Raw genomic sequence first — 15611 nt, forward strand, 5'->3', positions numbered from 1 at the left:
AGGACGGTGTCATGACCCCAATTTCCAGTCTCACCCATGCCATTTCGATCAACCCCGCCACTGGCGAGCAGATCGGCCACTACCCTTTCGAATCCCCATCGACCCTGGACGCCGCACTGTCGCGTGCCGCTGCCGGCTTCCGCGTCTGGCGCAGCAAACCCGTTGATCAACGCTCGCAGTTGTTGATCACCCTGGCTCAGGTATTGCGCGACAACGCCGCCACGATGGCGAACATGATCACCCAGGAAATGGGCAAGCCCATCACTCAGGCACGCGGTGAAATCGAAAAGTGCGCGCAGCTTTGCCAGTGGTACGCCGAACACGGCCCTGCCATGCTGAGTGCCGAACCGACAATGGTCGAGGGCGGCAAGGCACGCATTGAATACCGCCCGCTCGGGCCGATTCTCGCCGTGATGCCGTGGAATTTCCCGATCTGGCAGGTCCTGCGCGGCGCCGTTCCAGCGCTGATCGCCGGCAACACCTACGTCCTCAAACATGCCCCCAACGTGATGGGCTGCGCCTGGCTGTTACGCGATGCCTTCAAACACGCTGAGTTTCCCGAAGGTGTTTTCGAGGTCATCAACGTCACGCCGGACGGCGTCTCCACGGCCATCGCCGACCCACGCATCGCCGCAGTGACGCTCACCGGCAGCGTCCGGGCCGGTATTGCCATCGGCGCACAGGCCGGTGCAGCCTTGAAAAAGTGTGTGCTGGAACTGGGCGGCTCCGATCCGTTCATTGTGCTCAACGATGCCGACCTCGACGAGGCAGTCAAAGCCGCCGTCATTGGCCGCTATCAGAACACCGGACAAGTCTGCGCAGCCGCCAAGCGCCTGATCGTTGAGCAAGGCATTGCCCAGGCATTCACCCACAAGTTCGTCGAAGCCACCCGCCAACTGATCGTCGGCGATCCACTGGCCCCAGACACCTATATTGGCCCCATGGCCCGCTTCGACCTGCGCGATGAACTGGATCGTCAGGTTCGCAACACCCTGGAAGAAGGCGCGACATTGCTGATGGGCGGCAAGAAAGCTGAAGGCCCCGGCAACTTTTACGAGCCCACCGTCTTCGCTGACGTCACCGACCGGATGACCTCATTCAAACAGGAACTGTTCGGCCCGGTAGCCTCGATCATCACCGCACGCGACGCCGCCCATGCGCTGGAGCTGGCCAATGACAGCGAATTCGGACTGGCCTCAACTATCTACACGGGTAATGCTCAGCTGGCAGAGCAGATGGCTGGTGAACTGGAAACTGGTGGTGTGTTCATCAATGGCTATTGCGCGACGGACCCGCGTGTCACGTTTGGTGGTGTGAAGAAAAGCGGTTTTGGCCGGGAGCTGTCGCATTTCGGGGTGCGGGAGTTTTGTAACGCGCAGACGGTTTGGTTGGATCGGCGCTGATTGCATCAATAGTAAAACTGAGACAAATAAAAAGGGTCGCGAGGTAAAATCTCGCGACCCTTTTTAATTAATTCGCGTCCTCCCTGCCGAAGGGTACTCATGTTGAAGAAACAACCGGAAAGCAAAGCGGCGACTGCTGCTGAAATTGAGCGCTCCATCCAGGCCCTGAACAAAATGGCAGAACGCCTTTGGGGTGATGGCCGGGAAGCTGAGGCGAAAGCCCTCCTGGATGCCTTGGATGCACTAAACCGGGCGCTTGATCGGATCAGGATTGGAGAGAGTCGAAGGATTTCGACTCTCCATTAAGATGTATGAGTCAATCGGCGGTTGAGGTGAAGGCTGGGCGAATAACCCAGGTGAAAAATTTTTGGATGCTTTCCCCGTCCTCATAGCGCTATCAAAGTCATCTATCGAAGCCTTTTTAAACCCGAATGCCAACTATCTCAGCAGAGCTGGCCATTTTCCAGGTACCTACTCTCGCTCCTTACGGTTTGGATATTCATTACTTCACCGTCACATGGGATGAGCAATCGTTTAGCAACTTCCGCGTGCTCTGCCGCCATTGCTAGCGGGCCTTGCCCTTGGCTATGCAATTTGAGTTGACGAACGTGGCAGTGTGCTGCAATGACTGACGTATATCCGGTTTGGCTATTCCATGCCTGTTGGCAAATTGCTCGACCGCCGCTGTATCAAAACGAGTGGTCTGGATAAAGTCCAAGGCTTCGGGTTTTGTATTCAAAAACCGCGCGACGGGAGGAATAATCAGTAGCAACTTCAGCAATCGGAGTGAAATGTAATGCTTGGGAGACTTTAAGCCCAAAGGTTGTGCCACCTGTACCAGGAGTTCTCGCAAGTTGGGAGTTTGGTCATCAAGCGCCAGCAATTCCTGGCCCACCATGGCAGGATCAAAAGCACAAACCGCCACCAGCTCAACCAGGTAATCCACGGTGACCAGTGGCAGCCAGTGCTCGGCGGTACCGGGCACTGCAGTCAGCTTTCCCTGCACAAGGTTGCGTATCAGCTCCACCAGCGGCTGACCGTCAAGGATATGCCCTGTGCGGCTGTGGCCACAAACTGTCGCGGGGTGGACAACGGTAATCTCCCCGCCCTTGGCGGACATGACCTCCAGGGTCGCAAAATGCGCCTCCAGCTTGCTCCCCTCGTAACCACCGACATGCCGGTAGACGGCAGGCCAATTCGTCAGCTCCGGATAACGAGGATCAATTCCGATGCGTTGCAGATGTTCATGATTCTTCAGCATGTAGCCGCCGATCATCACTAACCGGCTTTTTTGCTCAGCCGCCAACAGCGCCACGCGCTTTGCCCCTTCCACATTCACCGCACGAGAATGCTCCACTGAAAGCCCCCAAGCGAAGTGGGCGCCCAGGTGGAATACGACTCTGGCGTGCCTTAGCACTTCTCGGTCAGCAAGACTCAGCCCGAGGTTGTCCCGTTCCAGATCGCCAGCTACGGCAAATACCCGGGTTGCGTTCCCTCCCAAATTGTCGACTTGCTCGCGCAGTGCAGCTAGTCGCTCCGGGCGACGCATCAACACCCGAATGGTGTGACCTTTTGCACTCAGGTACGCCACCAAATGTTGACCGACGAAGCCGGTACCCCCCGTGACAAAGCACTCCACGCTCATTTCCCTGTTCCTTGTTTAAGGTGAGAAATCAAGCGTAAACTATCGACCCAACTCTACAGTCAAGCGGTGTTTTCATGAAAATCGGCGAACTCGAAGCCCGCAGTGGCGCCAGCCGCCATACGCTGCGTTACTACGAGCAAATCGGCCTGATCTCATCGCTGCGGCAAACTAACAACTATCGCGTTTACACAGCGCAAACTCTGCAGGATCTGGACTTTATCCAGCGCGCGCAAAGCATGGGGTTTTCCCTGGGGGAAATAGGCGAGATTCTGGATGCGCAGCGGAACAAGCTGATCGATTGTGCTGACGGCGCTAAGCTCATTGAAAAGAAGATGGCAGAAATCAAACAGAAAATCGCCAACCTCCAAAGCATTTATCGGTATCTGGATGAAGAGCGTGCAAACCTCGAAGCCAGTGCTGCCAAGCAACTTGAGCTTCAGCAGCTGAACAACTCTTCCAACTGAACTGTCAGCATCTAGAAGACGGAAGCTGCAGCCTGCTTCCAGTTTCAAGCCCCCCTTACGCATTTTCTAAAACCTTCTGGCCAGGCCCTGGACAGTAAGCGTCCGCCCAACAGACCTTGCGAGGTTAAATGGGCGCCCATCCATGCGGCAGCAACTCGGTAATCTCACTCGCCCGCTGCATCGGCAGTCGCGTGAGCACGCCCTTTGAATACGCATACGGATCATGGCCGTTAAGCCGTGCCGACGGGTTCAAACTCATAATCGCAGCCGCACGTTTGCCGCTGCGTAACAAGCCCGCGAATAGGCTCTTCAAACACATATTCTCAAATGAAGTGGCTTTGACTTTGCAGCCTGGTACGTGCACATTCTGGCGCTACGTGAGGATGGATGCCTCGGTGAGGCTTAAGGAGAATGCCGTGTTTCCGATCAATATCTGGCTTGCCTATACTGCCGCGTGCTTGCTATTGGTGCTCGCACCAGGCCCGGACAATCTGCTGGCCGTAGGCCGAGGACTCAGCCAGGGCAAGATCGCCGCTATCGTGTCGGGGATGGCATCTGGGGCGGGAATTCTCTTTCATGTGGCAACCGCTTCGCTAGGACTGACTTTGCTGATGCAGACGTCCGCCGTTGCCTTCTGGGTCGTCAAGCTTATCGGCGCCGGTTATTTGCTTTGGCTTGGCATAAAAGTCCTACGCTCTCGTAGCCTGATTAGCTTCCAGCCGGCGACTCGGCAATCACTGCCGAGCATTTTCCTCACGGGATTACTCTCCGCAGCACTCAATCCGAAGCCTGGGTTTTTCGTCCTTGCGTTCATCCCGCAGTTCGTCGACCCACAACGCGGCTCAGTGAGCGTGCAGATGCTGGTGTACGGCATATGGTTCGCCGCACTTACGGCAGTGGGATTCGCACTTATGGGCGTATTTGCCACTGTACTGTCCCGATTTTTGCGTCAGAGCCCACGGCTGGTAAATGGCCTGAACGTAGGGGCAGGACTCACCTTCGTCGCTTCGGGAGTATCGATAGCGACGCTCAGCCAAAAATAGGATCAATGTCTTGGCGCTGCGGGGCTGGAATTCCAGCCTCGCTGGGTTTCTGTGATTATGACGCTGACGACTTTAAGGCTGATCTTTCGTAAGCGTCCGGTAGACACGCCTAGACGACCTCATTTCAATCGAATGGTGTTCGTCATCTCCAGGCAATCGCCGTTACTGCGACCGTGAATCCATACAACCCTTAGCCCTTCAAACCTCGTTCACGTCAAAAGCCTCGGATAAGCTTTGCCAGAAACGGGGATGCATCCAGCCAATACACTTTAGCTGTCAGGTTCAAACGAGTATTCAAATGACACTTGTGCCGGCTCACCATGACCAGCAACGTAGTTACCATTACCGCTAAGATTTACTAGATCCCCCGTGCCTGCCCCCTTCACGACACTCCAAGTGCTGCGCGCCTTTCCCTCCGAAAATGATCCCGAATGCCGAACAACAAATGTTCCGCTCTTACCTGCTACCACACCACAAATCCGTTCAAAACCAACAAAGCTAGCTGTGCCGTCAACGCTATAAGACATGAGGTATTCGACGCTACTTGTTCCCTCGATGGCGCCAGAATAGGACTGCGTGACTTTGGCGTGTGAGAGTTTCGGAGTGCCCTCAAGTTCTTGAGACGGCTTCTCGTCCCAGCCAGTTATCTGAAACGTGCAGCTAACAGTCATTTTCATGGGGATTTAGCTCTTTCGTCGTAGTAAGGGAATGTGCTGGTCTGATGTGCCGGGAACACCGTTCTGCCTAATTATACCCGTTGCCACCTATGCGGCAGCAGTTGCTGACAATCACTAGCCTGGTGCGTAGGCAGGCCGTAGCTCTGTATATCCGCTCGCCTTACCCTAGATATTTAGCTGCGTGTTTAAGTACACCCGGTGTTACTTCATCGAGGCTACAACGCCTTGCGTCGTTGCCTACGCCTGCGCCAGAATCCGCCGGCTTGTGCGCTTTGGGGCTCATAGGTAACTTGATTCGCATCACTGCCCATCAGTGATCGAGTTAACGCATTAATGACGGTGGCGGCATGGGTGACTGTGTGTATAGGTGCGTGCCGGCCAGCGGCCACCCCTCGCCCGGAATGATCCACTCGATATCTTCGGCAGACCTGGCTTATCGCCGCGGTCCATGGCTGCAAAAAAATTCTTCACAGCCTGGACATTCTCTTGTGTGCTCATCGAAATCTCTCCATTTCCTTTACCCAGGATCGTGTCCGATCCAACCGAACACGTTGTTGGCCTGCTGGTGAGGACGTGGTGTCGGTGATTCAGCCGATATCGACACTCATGGCGATGTCCCAGGTGCCGGCGCCGTTTTTAGCCAGGCCGATCATCATCAGACCGAGCCACTCGAGTGTCTGGGCCATCTGCAGGCCGCCGACATCCAACGGACGCAGCCCGAGACTCTCAAGGAAGGTCGAGACGCGCGCCTTGGCGTCCGCATCGTCCGCCGCAATGAACGCATCGAGGCGTTCATCCTTCGCAAGTACATGGCCGAAGAGGGTATTGAACGCCTTGACGACATGCGCGCTGGCCGGGGCGCCCTTGGCGATCTCCTGCGCACCGGAACTGCCGTGGGGGGTAACGAGGCCCGAAAGATCGGGAGCAACCGGGTTGGTGATATCGATGATCACCTTACCGTCGAGCGCGTTCCCAAAGTCGGCCAGTACAGCCACCGCCTTGGTGTACGGTACGGCGAGAATGACGATCTCGCCCGCCGGAGTGGCGCCGTAAGTCCCTGTGATCGCTCCGGATGCGATCTTGTCGACAAGCGTCTGCGCCTTGGCGGGATCGCGACTGACAACCTCGACGGTGTGTCCGGCCTTGGCGATACGGCCGCCAACAGCCGCAGCCATGCCTCCCGAACCGATTATGCTGATAGTGCTCATGTGCAGTCTCCGTTTGAAATCGGGTAGTTTTTCATCGTTTCTGGACGGGTTACGCTGTCACGGCTTGGCCACCCGCCGGGAGCAGTGCGACCCGGCGGCGTGCCGTCACCTCATCAGTCGGCCGGAAAGTAATGACCGCTATCAAGATCGGCGAAGAGTCCGGGCTGAGTCGGTTCCCAGCCAAGAACCCGGCGCGTGATAGTGTTCGATGTCGGGGTGTCCAGCGTGACCAGATTCGCAAGGAACCCGAAGTATCCGGGCAGCATCAGCACGTCCGCGGGGATAGACACGGCCGGCAGATTCAACCGGCTGGCAATAGCTTCGGCGATCTGGCGGTACGGAACAGCCACGTCGGCGATTGCATGCCAGCTTCTGCCCGCCGCGCCTTTTTCCAGCGCCAGGCGAAACACGGTGGCGAGGTCACGGGCATGCACGGCCCCCCAACGGTTGGCACCTTCTCCGGGGTAGCCGACGACACCCTTTTCCCTGGCCAGCCCGATCAACAGCGGAAGGAAGCCGGCGTTATCGGTGGAGCTGTGCATGATCTCAGGGATCCGCACGATTGAAGACCGTATGCCCTTTTCGGCGAGACCGATCACCGTGGTTTCCACGATGTTCCGAACCCGCAGGGTATTCTTGTACGGATCGCCGCCGGGAAGGGGCGGATCCTCCTCGGTGGCCGGCCGGCCCAAGCCCTCCCACCCGGGCGAGCCGACGCTTCCAGACACGACCAACGGCTTTGCGCTTCCGGCCAATGCTTCGCCATAGGCGAGCATGATCTCAAGCTCCGCGGCCGCAACGGCGTTGATCCCGCCGGTTGGGATCAGGTCCTGCCGATGCGCGAGATGAATGACGCCGTCCGACGCTGCGGCCGCTTCCTTTAGCCCGTCGAGATCCTCAAGATTGCCGCGACGTACCTTGGCGCCGAGCGCAGCAGCCTCCGCCGCGGCCTTGTCGGACCGAGCCAGAGCAGTGACCTCATGGCCGGCGGCGATAAGATCGGAGATGATGTACGGACCGGAATGGCCGGTGCCGCCGGTAACAAAAACATGCATATGCGTGTTCCTCGTGGGTGATGGGGTGCGGAAAAAGGCGCTAGGGGACTGTGCTGGGCGCATTAACGATCCAGCGCCCCGCCGTCAGCTCAAGTCAGTCGGCGGAAAGTAATGGCCGTTGTCGAGGTCCTCGATCAGACCGGGCTGAACGGGGTCCCAGCCAAGAGCCTGGCGGGTTATGGCATTCGACGCGGGGAGGTCTAGCGTGACCACTGCCGCCAGGAACCCAAAGTAGCCCGGCAGCATCAGTTCGTCCGCGGGGATGCTCACGGCGGGTATTCCCAGCCGAGCGGCTATAGCCTCGGCGATCTCGCGGAACGGGATTCCCTCGTCGCCGATCGCGTGCCAGGTTTTACCTGCGGCCCCCTTCTCGAGCGCCAGGCGGAACAGAGAGGCAAGATCGCGGACGTGTACGGCGGGCCACCGGTTCTTGCCGTCTCCCGGATAGCCGGCGAAACCCTTTGTTTTCGCGAGCATGATCAGCTGCAGGCGACCGGTCGCACTGTGTAAGAGAGTGGGAATCCGCACGACCGACGATCTAACGCCTCGCTCCGCCAGGCCCACGACAGCGGTTTCCACGATATTGCGTGCCAACAGAGTGCCTGAATTGATCGGGCCGCCAGTTATAGCGGGATCATCCTCGGTCGCCGGGCGACCCAGACTAACCGGTGCGCCGATAGGCGCCGCCCTGCCCACGTTCATGGGCGTGCCGATACTGCCTGCAACGACCAGTGGCTTATCCGTGCCCGCCAGCGCCTCACCGAACGCGAGGACGATCGCGAGTTCCGATTCGACTAAGGCCGCGATCCCGCCGGACGGAAGCAGTTCGGGCCTGTATCCGAGGTGGATGACGCCGTCGGACTCGACCGCCGCCGCCTTGAGCCCTTCGAGGTCGGCAAGATCTCCACGACGCACCTTGGCGCCGAGCGCGGACGCCACTGACGCGGATGCGTCTGACCTTGCCAGAGCGACGACCTCGTGGCCGGCTGCGATGAGGTCGGGGATGACGTACGAACCGACGTGGCCGGTGCCGCCAGTGACGAAAACGAGCATGTTATTGGCCTTTCTGAGCAGAGTGATACGAGACACGCTGGTGTGCGTGCGCTAAGTCGGGAAGGCTGACGCCGATCGCGAAATGGGTGCTTTTGACCGAGTGGGTCATGGGGCCCAGCGACAGCAGGCAGTCGAGCTCCAGCGTTCGAGCCATAAGCAGCGGCCCAGTGTCCATCGGACGCAGTCCGAGGTTTTTGATGAACGCCGAGACGCGTACCTTCGCCTGCTCGCCGTCCCCGGCGATGAACACGTCCAGCGGGTGGCCCTCGGTCGGACCGTCGGCCAGGGCGTGGGAGAAGTGGGTGTTAACACCTTGGCAACTTCCGCGTCGGTAGGGGCGGGGTTGGTGATGTCGACAAGAAGCTTGCCGGCCAGTGCCTCCCCGTATTGCTTCACCACATCGAGAACGGCGGAGTACGGAACCGCCAGGATGACAACATCCCCAGCCAGGGCGGCGCCGTAAGTGCCTGTCGTGGCACCTGCTCCGATCTGCTCGGCCAGCGCCCGCACCTTGGCGGCGTCACGACTCATCACCTCGACGGTGGGTCCGGCTTTGGCGGCAAGGCCGCCGATCGCTACGGCCACGTCACCTGAGCCGATGATGCTGATAGTGCTCATGCGCGGTTTCCTTGCAGGTATGGGGTAGATCATTCCAAGGCTGCTGGTGCGATCCGGCGAACTCACTCAACGTAGGACCCATGCTGGTCTTTTAACTTGCAAAATGCAAGTGATCTATTGAGTTTTACTTGCGACATGCAAGTGATGCTAAGATCCAGCCATGAAAACAGCTCTTAAAGAAGACTTTCGGTCCCATTGCGCGGTGAACTACGGCGTGGAGATTTTCGGCGACCGGTGGTCGCTCTTGATCATTCGCGATATCGTTTTTGTAGGAAAGAAGACATATGGCGATTTCCTGAAATCGGAAGAGGGAATCGCGACCAATGTTCTTGCTTCCCGACTTGCCTTTCTGGAGGAGCAAGGCGTTCTCTCGAAGGCGCCCAGCCCCGACGACAGACGCAAGGACTTTTACACGTTGACCGAGAAGGGCCTGGACCTCATTCCAATTGTGATCAACATTGTGCTCTGGAGCGCGAAGCATGATTCGAAGTCGTACGTGCGGCGCCGTGAGGAGTTTGTTGCTCGATTAAGTCAAAACCCGATGCAAGTGAGCGAGGAAGTGAAGGCGCTGGTCCGCAATGGCGGGTGCATCTTTCCTGAGAGCGGGGGATGAACAAGGCGGCAAACGCGCCCTGTCACGGCGCAATTGGCACTTATCCAATCGTATAAGTTGCGGGTCTGTCAGCAAGGACCTGAAGCCGGCGCCGCCCTCACTTCAATCAGACTATGGCAGCCCTTTTCCACGAGGGAGATCGCATCAAAGTTGACGATCACGATCCATCAATCGAACTTGACCAAGTCCTTAAAGATCAACGGACCCCAGCTATTCCCGCGCGCCTGCACAAGCAGTCCACCTTCCGAAAGCCCGCCAAGTTTGATCGGCGAGAAACCGAGATTTTCCGCGAGCGCACCAATCTCCGCTGCGGCGCCGTCATCGTCGCTCGCCAGGAACACGACTCTCCTGCCACCCTGTACGGCCGGGTCCTGGTCTAGAACGGCAGCGACCAGATGGTTGAAGCCCTTGACCAGTCTTGCACCCGTGAAGGCCTGCGCGACGACCTTGGAGGAAGGCTGTCCTCCCAGCTCCTCAGGGGGCACGCCGTAGGCATTGGTCACATCGATGACGGTCTTGCCCTTCCAGTTCTGCAGCGCCTTCGCGACTTCCCGGTGCGACTCGTAACGGACAGCCAAAAAGACAATGTCCGCCTCGATGGCTTCCGCCAGTGTTTTTGGAATAATCCCGGGGCCGATCGCGGCCGCATCGGCTGCAAAACTTTCCGGATCGCGCGTGGTTGCAACGGATACTTCGATGCCTTTGCGGGCAAACGCCTTGGCAAGCGCTTGGCCGAGTTTGCCGAAGCCGATAATTGCGTAGCTCATAAAAATCTCCTTTGGTTTGCCACGCCGTGCGGCTCCGAAGATGCAATGGAGTAACCGCTCGGGCGTAGCGAATCAGATTTGCGCCAGACCGCCGTCGACGGCGACCTCACTGGCGGTCATGAAGCTGCTGTCCTGCGACGCGAGAAACGCGGCTGCCGCTCCAATCTCCGCCGGATCGGCCATGCGCTGGAGCGGATTCATCGAGGCGAAGACCTTCATGCCTTCCTCGCCTAGCGCTGCCTTCGCGAGTTCGGTCGCCGTTGGCCCGGGCGACAACACGTTGACCCGGATACCGGTGCCCTTCAGGTCCTCCGCCCAAGTCCGCGCGAGGTTGCGCACTGCTGCCTTACTTGCGCTGTAGACGCTGAATGCCGGGGCGCCCGTGGTGCCGGCGCTCGATCCGGTCAGGATGATCGAACCGCCCTGCCCCATCAGCGGCAGCGCCTTCTGGACCGTGAAGATCAAGCCCTTCACGTTGGTCTCGAAGGTTTCGTCAATGTGCTCGGCGGTAATCTTGCCGAGCGCAAGCGGGCTTCCCGTCCCGGCATTGGCGAAGACGATATCGAGGGTTCCGCGCTCGGCCTTCACCGCCGCGTAGAGTCGATCGAGGTCGGCCAGATCGGAGACCGAGCCCTTCACCGCGCGGGCATTAGGCCCGAGGTCGGCCATGGCGGCGTCGAGCGCTTCCTGGCGACGGCCGAAGATGAAGACGAAGGCGCCTTCCTCGATGAAGCGCTTCGCTGCGGCGAGGCCGATACCGGTAGCGCCGCCGGTGATCACGGCGGTCTTTCCATTCAGTCTGGTCATGACGTGCATCCTTCGTTGGAGTTGTACCCAAGCAGGAAATTGCTTGCTTGAGACGAGGATGCAGCGCTGATAACCTAAGGACAAGTATGCACCTTTTGGTAAGTATCAAAAAATGACGACGACATCTGAAATCTGCGATACCGGCTGCGGGCTCAACGCCACGCTGCGCATCATCTCGGGCAAGTGGAAACCGCTGGTCCTGTTTTTCCTGCGCGACGGTCCGAAACGCTATGGCGAGCTCAAGCGTTTGATCCCTGGCGTCAGCGACAAGGTGCTGATCCAGCAGTTGAAGGATCTGGAAGCCGACCAAGTGCTTGCACGGACCGACTACAAGGAAGTGCCCCCGCGCGTGGACTACACGCTGACCCCGATCGGTCGTAGTCTGGCTGATGCGATCATCCCGCTGTGCACCTGGGGAACCGAGAACGCGGCGCAAATGGCAAGCATCTTCGCCAAACGCGATGCTTTGGCCTAGCGGCATGCTGACGAACCGTTGAGTGGGACGATTTTGCGCAGGCGCGCGCCGTCTTTTCGCAGAACGAACACCTGAGCTACCACGCCAACAACGAGCGCAAGGGCTATAAAACCCAGCGCACCTTTGAGCAATGCCGAATTCGGGTCAGTGACGATGGGGTGGCCATCGCGGACTCGACGCAACGTCTCCGAAACGGTCGGGGCCATCAGCAAGAACGCCGTTTCGTTGCCGATCAACCGCGTGAAAGCGTTATGATTCGGGGATTCAGACTATTGAAAGCGTGGCCGGAGTGGCATCAAGGTTCTACTCGAAAACTTGACCATTCGTCCAGAGATGCAGTTAGAGGGGCTGGCCACATTGGTGAGCTTTGCACCTTGCACTTCGATGTGCTCCACCGAGCGAAACGACACCCGTTTGTGCCAAAGGCAGCGCGAAGAAGGGCCGGAGGCGACGTGAACTCACATGACAAGATGCGGTGATGATTCTGTTGAGAGCCTACCGTTTTGTAGGGGTAAAAACGACCCAAAATAAAAAAGGGTCGCGAGATAAAATCTCGCAACCCTTTGAATTATATGGTCGGGACGGAGTGATTCGAACACTCGACCCCTAGCACCCCATGCTAGTGCGCTACCGGACTGCGCTACGCCCCGACTAGGCGTTGACTCTGTCCCTCATCTCGAGGAACGCTCAAGAATATATCGCAAGCTTTTGAAAACTGGAAGTATTTAAAAGCAGGAATTTATTTCTTGAGGACCACCAGAACATCTTCCAGCTCGGCGATCATCTGACGGATCATTTGTTTGTATTGGGTGGTGTCGTCTTTGGCTTCATCGCCGGACAAACGCAAGCGCGCGCCGCCGATGGTGAACCCCTGATCGTAAAGAAGCGCGCGGATCTGCCGGATCATCAGCACGTCCTGGCGCTGATAATACCGGCGGTTTCCGCGGCGTTTGACGGGGTTGAGTTGAGGAAACTCCTGCTCCCAGTAGCGCAGCACGTGTGGTTTTACCGCACACAGCTCGCTGACTTCACCAATGGTGAAGTAGCGTTTGCCCGGGATGACGGGTAGTTCGTCGTTATGACTTGGTTCCAGCATAAGCCTCAACTCGGGCCTTCAACTTCTGCCCTGGACGAAAGGTGACCACACGGCGAGCCGTGATCGGGATTTCTTCTCCCGTTTTCGGATTGCGGCCAGGCCGCTGGCGTTTGTCCCGAAGGTCGAAATTGCCGAAACCGGACAATTTGACTTGTTCGTTGTCTTCGAGCGCGTGCCTGATTTCTTCGAAAAACAGTTCGACCAATTCCTTGGCTTCCCGCTTGTTCAGGCCCAGCTCTTCGTACAGACGTTCCGCCATCTCAGCTTTCGTCAAAGCCCCCATACGTCACTTCCTTAACGTGGCGTTCAACCTTTGTTCGAGCGAGGTGAGGATGTTTTGCGTTGCGGTATTCACCTCATCGTCATTAAGAGTGCGCGATGGATGCTGCCAGGTCAAGCCGACCGCAAGGCTTTTTCTATCAGGATCAATGCCTTTACCCTGATACACGTCAAATAGCCTGAGGTCCGTGAGCCATTCGCCTGCATTTTCACGGATTACATCCAGCACAGCAGTGGCCGGCACGTCCGTGGCCGCAATCAATGCCAAGTCACGACGCACTTCAGGAAAGCGCGACAACTCGCTGAATTTTGGCATTTTGCCCGAAGCCACTTCGGCCAGAACCAGCTCGAAAACGAAGACCGGACGGTCGAGACCGAGGGTTTTCGACAATTCAGGGTGGATGGCACCGACGTAGCCGACCAGGCGACCATCACGCTCGACGCGTGCGGTTTGACCCGGATGCAACGCTGGGTGTTTACCCGGCACAAACGTGAACGCATCCAGTGCACCGGCGAAACCCAGCACTGCTTCTACATCGGCTTTGACGTCGAAGAAATCCACGACATCGCGACCTTGCGCCCAGCCTTCCGGCAGACGGCTACCGCACACCACACCAGCCAGCATCGGCTCTTGCTTCAGACCTTCCAGCTGACCGACAAAACGCAGGCCGCTTTCGAACAGGCGGACACGATCCTGCTGGCGGTTCAGGTTGTGCTGAAGCGCCTTGACCAGGCCCGGCCACAGGGACGAACGCATGGCCGCCATGTCGTTGGAAATCGGGTTGGCCAGCAGCAGCGGCTCGACACCCGGATTAAACAACTCGAACTGTTTCGGATCGATGAAGCTGTAGGTGATCGCTTCCTGATAACCACGGGCCACCAGCAGACGACGCAGCTCAGGCAGATCGCTGCGCGCTTCAGCCTTGGCTTGTGGTGCCAGACGGGCTTGCGGGTAGCGAACCGGCAGACGGTTGTAGCCGTACAGACGGGCCAGCTCTTCGATCAGATCGACTTCCAGGCTGATATCGAAACGGAAGCTTGGCACTTCAACGCGCCACTGCCCTGCCCCATCGGCAGTAATGGTCAGGCCCAAAGCGCTGAGCAGACGCTCGACTTCGGCCGAATCCATTTCCATGCCCAGCATCTGGGTGATGCGTTGGGCACGCAGGGTGATCGGTGCGATCGACGGCAGATGCTGCTCGCTGACGGTTTCGACGATCGGGCCGGCTTCGCCACCGGTGATTTCCAGCAGCAGGCCAGTGGCGCGCTCCATGGCTTCACGGGCCAGCTTCCAGTCCACGCCGCGCTCGTAGCGGTGCGAAGCGTCAGTGTGCAGGCCATAGGAACGGGCCTTGCCAGCGACGGCAATCTGGTCGAAGAACGCGCTTTCCAGGAAAATATCGCGGGTGGTCGCGGTGTTGACGCCGCTGTGCTCGCCCCCCATGACGCCGGCGATAGCCAAGGCGCGGGTGTGGTCGGCGATCACCAGCGTATCGCTACGCAGGCTGACTTCCTGACCGTCGAGCAGCACCAGCTTCTCGCCATCTTCGGCCATGCGCACGCGGATGCCGCCATTGATTTCGGCGAGATCGAATGCGTGCAGCGGTTGGCCCAGTTCCAGCATCACGTAGTTGGTGATGTCGACGGCGGCGTCGATGCTGCGCACGTCGGCGCGACGCAGGCGCTCGACCATCCACAGCGGCGTAGGCTTGGACAGGTCAACGTTACGGATCACGCGACCTAGGTAACGCGGGCAAGCGTTCGGCGCCAGTACTTCGATCGAACGCACTTCGTCGTGCACGGCAGGAACGCTGGCAATGGCCGGGCGCACCACCGGGGCAGCATAAAGCGCACCGACTTCGCGGGCCAGACCGGCCAGAGACAGGCAGTCACCGCGGTTCGGGGTCAGGTCGACCTCGATGCTGGCGTCTTCCAGGTTCAAGTATTCACGAATGTCCTGACCGACCGGCGCATCGGCCGGCAATTCCATCAGGCCGTCGTTGCCTTCGCCAATTTGCAGCTCAGCCTGGGAGCACAGCATGCCGTTGGATTCAACGCCACGCAGCTTGGCTTTCTTGATTTTGAAATCGCCTGGCAGTTCGGCACCGATCATGGCGAACGGGATCTTCAGGCCCGGGCGCACGTTTGGCGCACCGCACACAACCTGGAAGGTCTCCGCGCCACTGCTGACCTGGCAAACGCGCAGCTTGTCGGCGTCTGGGTGTTGCTCGGTGCTCAGCACCTCGCCCACTACCACACCACTGAATTCACCGGCGGCCGGCGTAACGCTATCGACCTCAAGGCCGGCCATCGACAGACGAGCAACCAGCTCGTCGCGATTTACCTGCGGGCTTACCCAGCCACGCAGCCATTGTTCACTGAATTTCATCCTGCTCTCCTAAGAATTC

General features: G+C 58.5%; 17 protein-coding genes, 1 tRNA gene and 1 pseudogene. 6 read left to right on the forward strand and 13 right to left on the reverse strand.

Annotation, left to right across the window (positions count from 1 at the left end; genetic code table 11):
- The first annotated feature begins 11 nt into the window (after nucleotides 1-11).
- Together JUI81_RS13395 and JUI81_RS13400 are read left to right on the forward strand one after the other, a co-directional pair.
- Nucleotides 12-1403 (forward strand): aldehyde dehydrogenase family protein, encoded by a 1392-nt coding sequence (locus JUI81_RS13395; protein ID WP_204124450.1) that lies wholly within the window; start codon nucleotides 12-14, stop codon nucleotides 1401-1403.
- Between the two features lie 99 nt (nucleotides 1404-1502).
- Nucleotides 1503-1709: a hypothetical protein gene (locus JUI81_RS13400; RefSeq protein ID WP_018930267.1), complete on the forward strand. Its 207-nt coding sequence runs from the start codon at nucleotides 1503-1505 to the stop codon at nucleotides 1707-1709.
- A gap of 259 nt (nucleotides 1710-1968) precedes the next feature.
- On the opposite strand, the gene JUI81_RS13405 is transcribed toward JUI81_RS13400, so the two are convergent.
- Nucleotides 1969-3048 carry an SDR family oxidoreductase gene (locus JUI81_RS13405; protein WP_204124451.1) on the reverse strand — a complete coding sequence of 360 codons (1080 nt, stop codon included), beginning with the start codon at nucleotides 3046-3048 and terminating at the stop codon, nucleotides 1969-1971.
- A 74-nt stretch (nucleotides 3049-3122) separates the two neighbouring features.
- On the opposite strand from JUI81_RS13405, the gene JUI81_RS13410 reads away from it, so the two are divergent.
- On the forward strand, nucleotides 3123-3512 hold the full coding sequence (locus JUI81_RS13410) for a MerR family transcriptional regulator (RefSeq protein WP_019582817.1): 390 nt from the start codon (nucleotides 3123-3125) through the stop codon (nucleotides 3510-3512).
- A 124-nt stretch (nucleotides 3513-3636) separates the two neighbouring features.
- On the opposite strand, the pseudogene JUI81_RS13415 reads toward JUI81_RS13410, so the two are convergent.
- Nucleotides 3637-3816 (reverse strand): annotated as a pseudogene (locus JUI81_RS13415) (transposase domain-containing protein); the annotation flags it as partial.
- A gap of 112 nt (nucleotides 3817-3928) precedes the next feature.
- Here JUI81_RS13415 and JUI81_RS13420 point away from each other — a divergent pair.
- The gene (locus JUI81_RS13420) at nucleotides 3929-4555 is read left to right on the forward strand and encodes a LysE family translocator (protein ID WP_204124452.1); all 627 of its coding nucleotides are present in this window, start codon (nucleotides 3929-3931) and stop codon (nucleotides 4553-4555) included.
- 269 nt (nucleotides 4556-4824) lie between these two features.
- Here the strand turns inward: JUI81_RS13420 and JUI81_RS13425 are convergent, their stop codons facing one another.
- The 5 genes from JUI81_RS13425 to JUI81_RS13445 all read right to left on the reverse strand — a co-directional run bounded on the left by JUI81_RS13425 (nucleotide 4825) and on the right by JUI81_RS13445 (nucleotide 9166).
- Nucleotides 4825-5232 carry a DUF3224 domain-containing protein gene (locus JUI81_RS13425; protein WP_018930269.1) on the reverse strand — a complete coding sequence of 136 codons (408 nt, stop codon included), beginning with the start codon at nucleotides 5230-5232 and terminating at the stop codon, nucleotides 4825-4827.
- A 587-nt stretch (nucleotides 5233-5819) separates the two neighbouring features.
- Nucleotides 5820-6440, reverse strand: a complete 621-nt coding sequence (locus JUI81_RS13430; RefSeq protein ID WP_204124453.1) for an NADPH-dependent F420 reductase — start codon at nucleotides 6438-6440, stop codon at nucleotides 5820-5822.
- Nucleotides 6441-6553: 113 nt separating this feature from the next.
- Nucleotides 6554-7495 (reverse strand): SDR family oxidoreductase, encoded by a 942-nt coding sequence (locus tag JUI81_RS13435; protein ID WP_096480794.1) that lies wholly within the window; start codon nucleotides 7493-7495, stop codon nucleotides 6554-6556.
- A gap of 84 nt (nucleotides 7496-7579) precedes the next feature.
- Entirely contained in the window at nucleotides 7580-8548 is a 969-nt protein-coding gene (locus tag JUI81_RS13440; RefSeq protein ID WP_204124454.1) for an SDR family oxidoreductase, read from the reverse strand.
- A 105-nt stretch (nucleotides 8549-8653) separates the two neighbouring features.
- Nucleotides 8654-9166 carry an NADPH-dependent F420 reductase gene (locus JUI81_RS13445; protein ID WP_230172884.1) on the reverse strand — a complete coding sequence of 171 codons (513 nt, stop codon included), beginning with the start codon at nucleotides 9164-9166 and terminating at the stop codon, nucleotides 8654-8656.
- Between the two features lie 160 nt (nucleotides 9167-9326).
- On the opposite strand from JUI81_RS13445, the gene JUI81_RS13450 reads away from it, so the two are divergent.
- Entirely contained in the window at nucleotides 9327-9779 is a 453-nt protein-coding gene (locus JUI81_RS13450) for a helix-turn-helix domain-containing protein (protein ID WP_096480796.1), read from the forward strand.
- 167 nt (nucleotides 9780-9946) lie between these two features.
- Here the strand turns inward: JUI81_RS13450 and JUI81_RS13455 are convergent, their stop codons facing one another.
- Nucleotides 9947-10546: an NADPH-dependent F420 reductase gene (locus JUI81_RS13455; protein ID WP_204124455.1), complete on the reverse strand. Its 600-nt coding sequence runs from the start codon at nucleotides 10544-10546 to the stop codon at nucleotides 9947-9949.
- 72 nt (nucleotides 10547-10618) lie between these two features.
- Nucleotides 10619-11353 carry an SDR family NAD(P)-dependent oxidoreductase gene (locus JUI81_RS13460; RefSeq protein WP_096480798.1) on the reverse strand — a complete coding sequence of 245 codons (735 nt, stop codon included), beginning with the start codon at nucleotides 11351-11353 and terminating at the stop codon, nucleotides 10619-10621.
- Between the two features lie 112 nt (nucleotides 11354-11465).
- Here JUI81_RS13460 and JUI81_RS13465 point away from each other — a divergent pair, with 112 nt between their 5' ends.
- On the forward strand, nucleotides 11466-11828 hold the full coding sequence (locus JUI81_RS13465; RefSeq protein WP_096480799.1) for a helix-turn-helix domain-containing protein: 363 nt from the start codon (nucleotides 11466-11468) through the stop codon (nucleotides 11826-11828).
- Between the two features lie 573 nt (nucleotides 11829-12401).
- Here the strand turns inward: JUI81_RS13465 and JUI81_RS13470 are convergent.
- The 4 genes from JUI81_RS13470 to pheT all read right to left on the reverse strand — a co-directional run bounded on the left by JUI81_RS13470 (nucleotide 12402) and on the right by pheT (nucleotide 15592).
- A tRNA-Pro gene (locus tag JUI81_RS13470) sits at nucleotides 12402-12478 on the reverse strand.
- 89 nt (nucleotides 12479-12567) lie between these two features.
- Complete coding sequence (locus JUI81_RS13475) at nucleotides 12568-12924, reverse strand: MerR family transcriptional regulator (RefSeq protein ID WP_003179985.1); 357 nt, start codon at nucleotides 12922-12924, stop codon at nucleotides 12568-12570.
- The gene (gene ihfA, locus JUI81_RS13480) at nucleotides 12905-13207 is read right to left on the reverse strand and encodes an integration host factor subunit alpha (RefSeq protein ID WP_002553164.1); all 303 of its coding nucleotides are present in this window, start codon (nucleotides 13205-13207) and stop codon (nucleotides 12905-12907) included. Before ihfA ends, JUI81_RS13475 begins: the two co-directional genes overlap by 20 nt.
- Before the next feature lie 3 nt (nucleotides 13208-13210).
- On the reverse strand, nucleotides 13211-15592 hold the full coding sequence (gene pheT / locus JUI81_RS13485) for a phenylalanine--tRNA ligase subunit beta (protein ID WP_028939817.1): 2382 nt from the start codon (nucleotides 15590-15592) through the stop codon (nucleotides 13211-13213).
- Nucleotides 15593-15611: the final 19 nt, after the last annotated feature.

Source organism: Pseudomonas sp. 008 (assembly GCF_016861935.1).
Taxonomy (GTDB): Bacteria; Pseudomonadota; Gammaproteobacteria; order Pseudomonadales; family Pseudomonadaceae; genus Aquipseudomonas.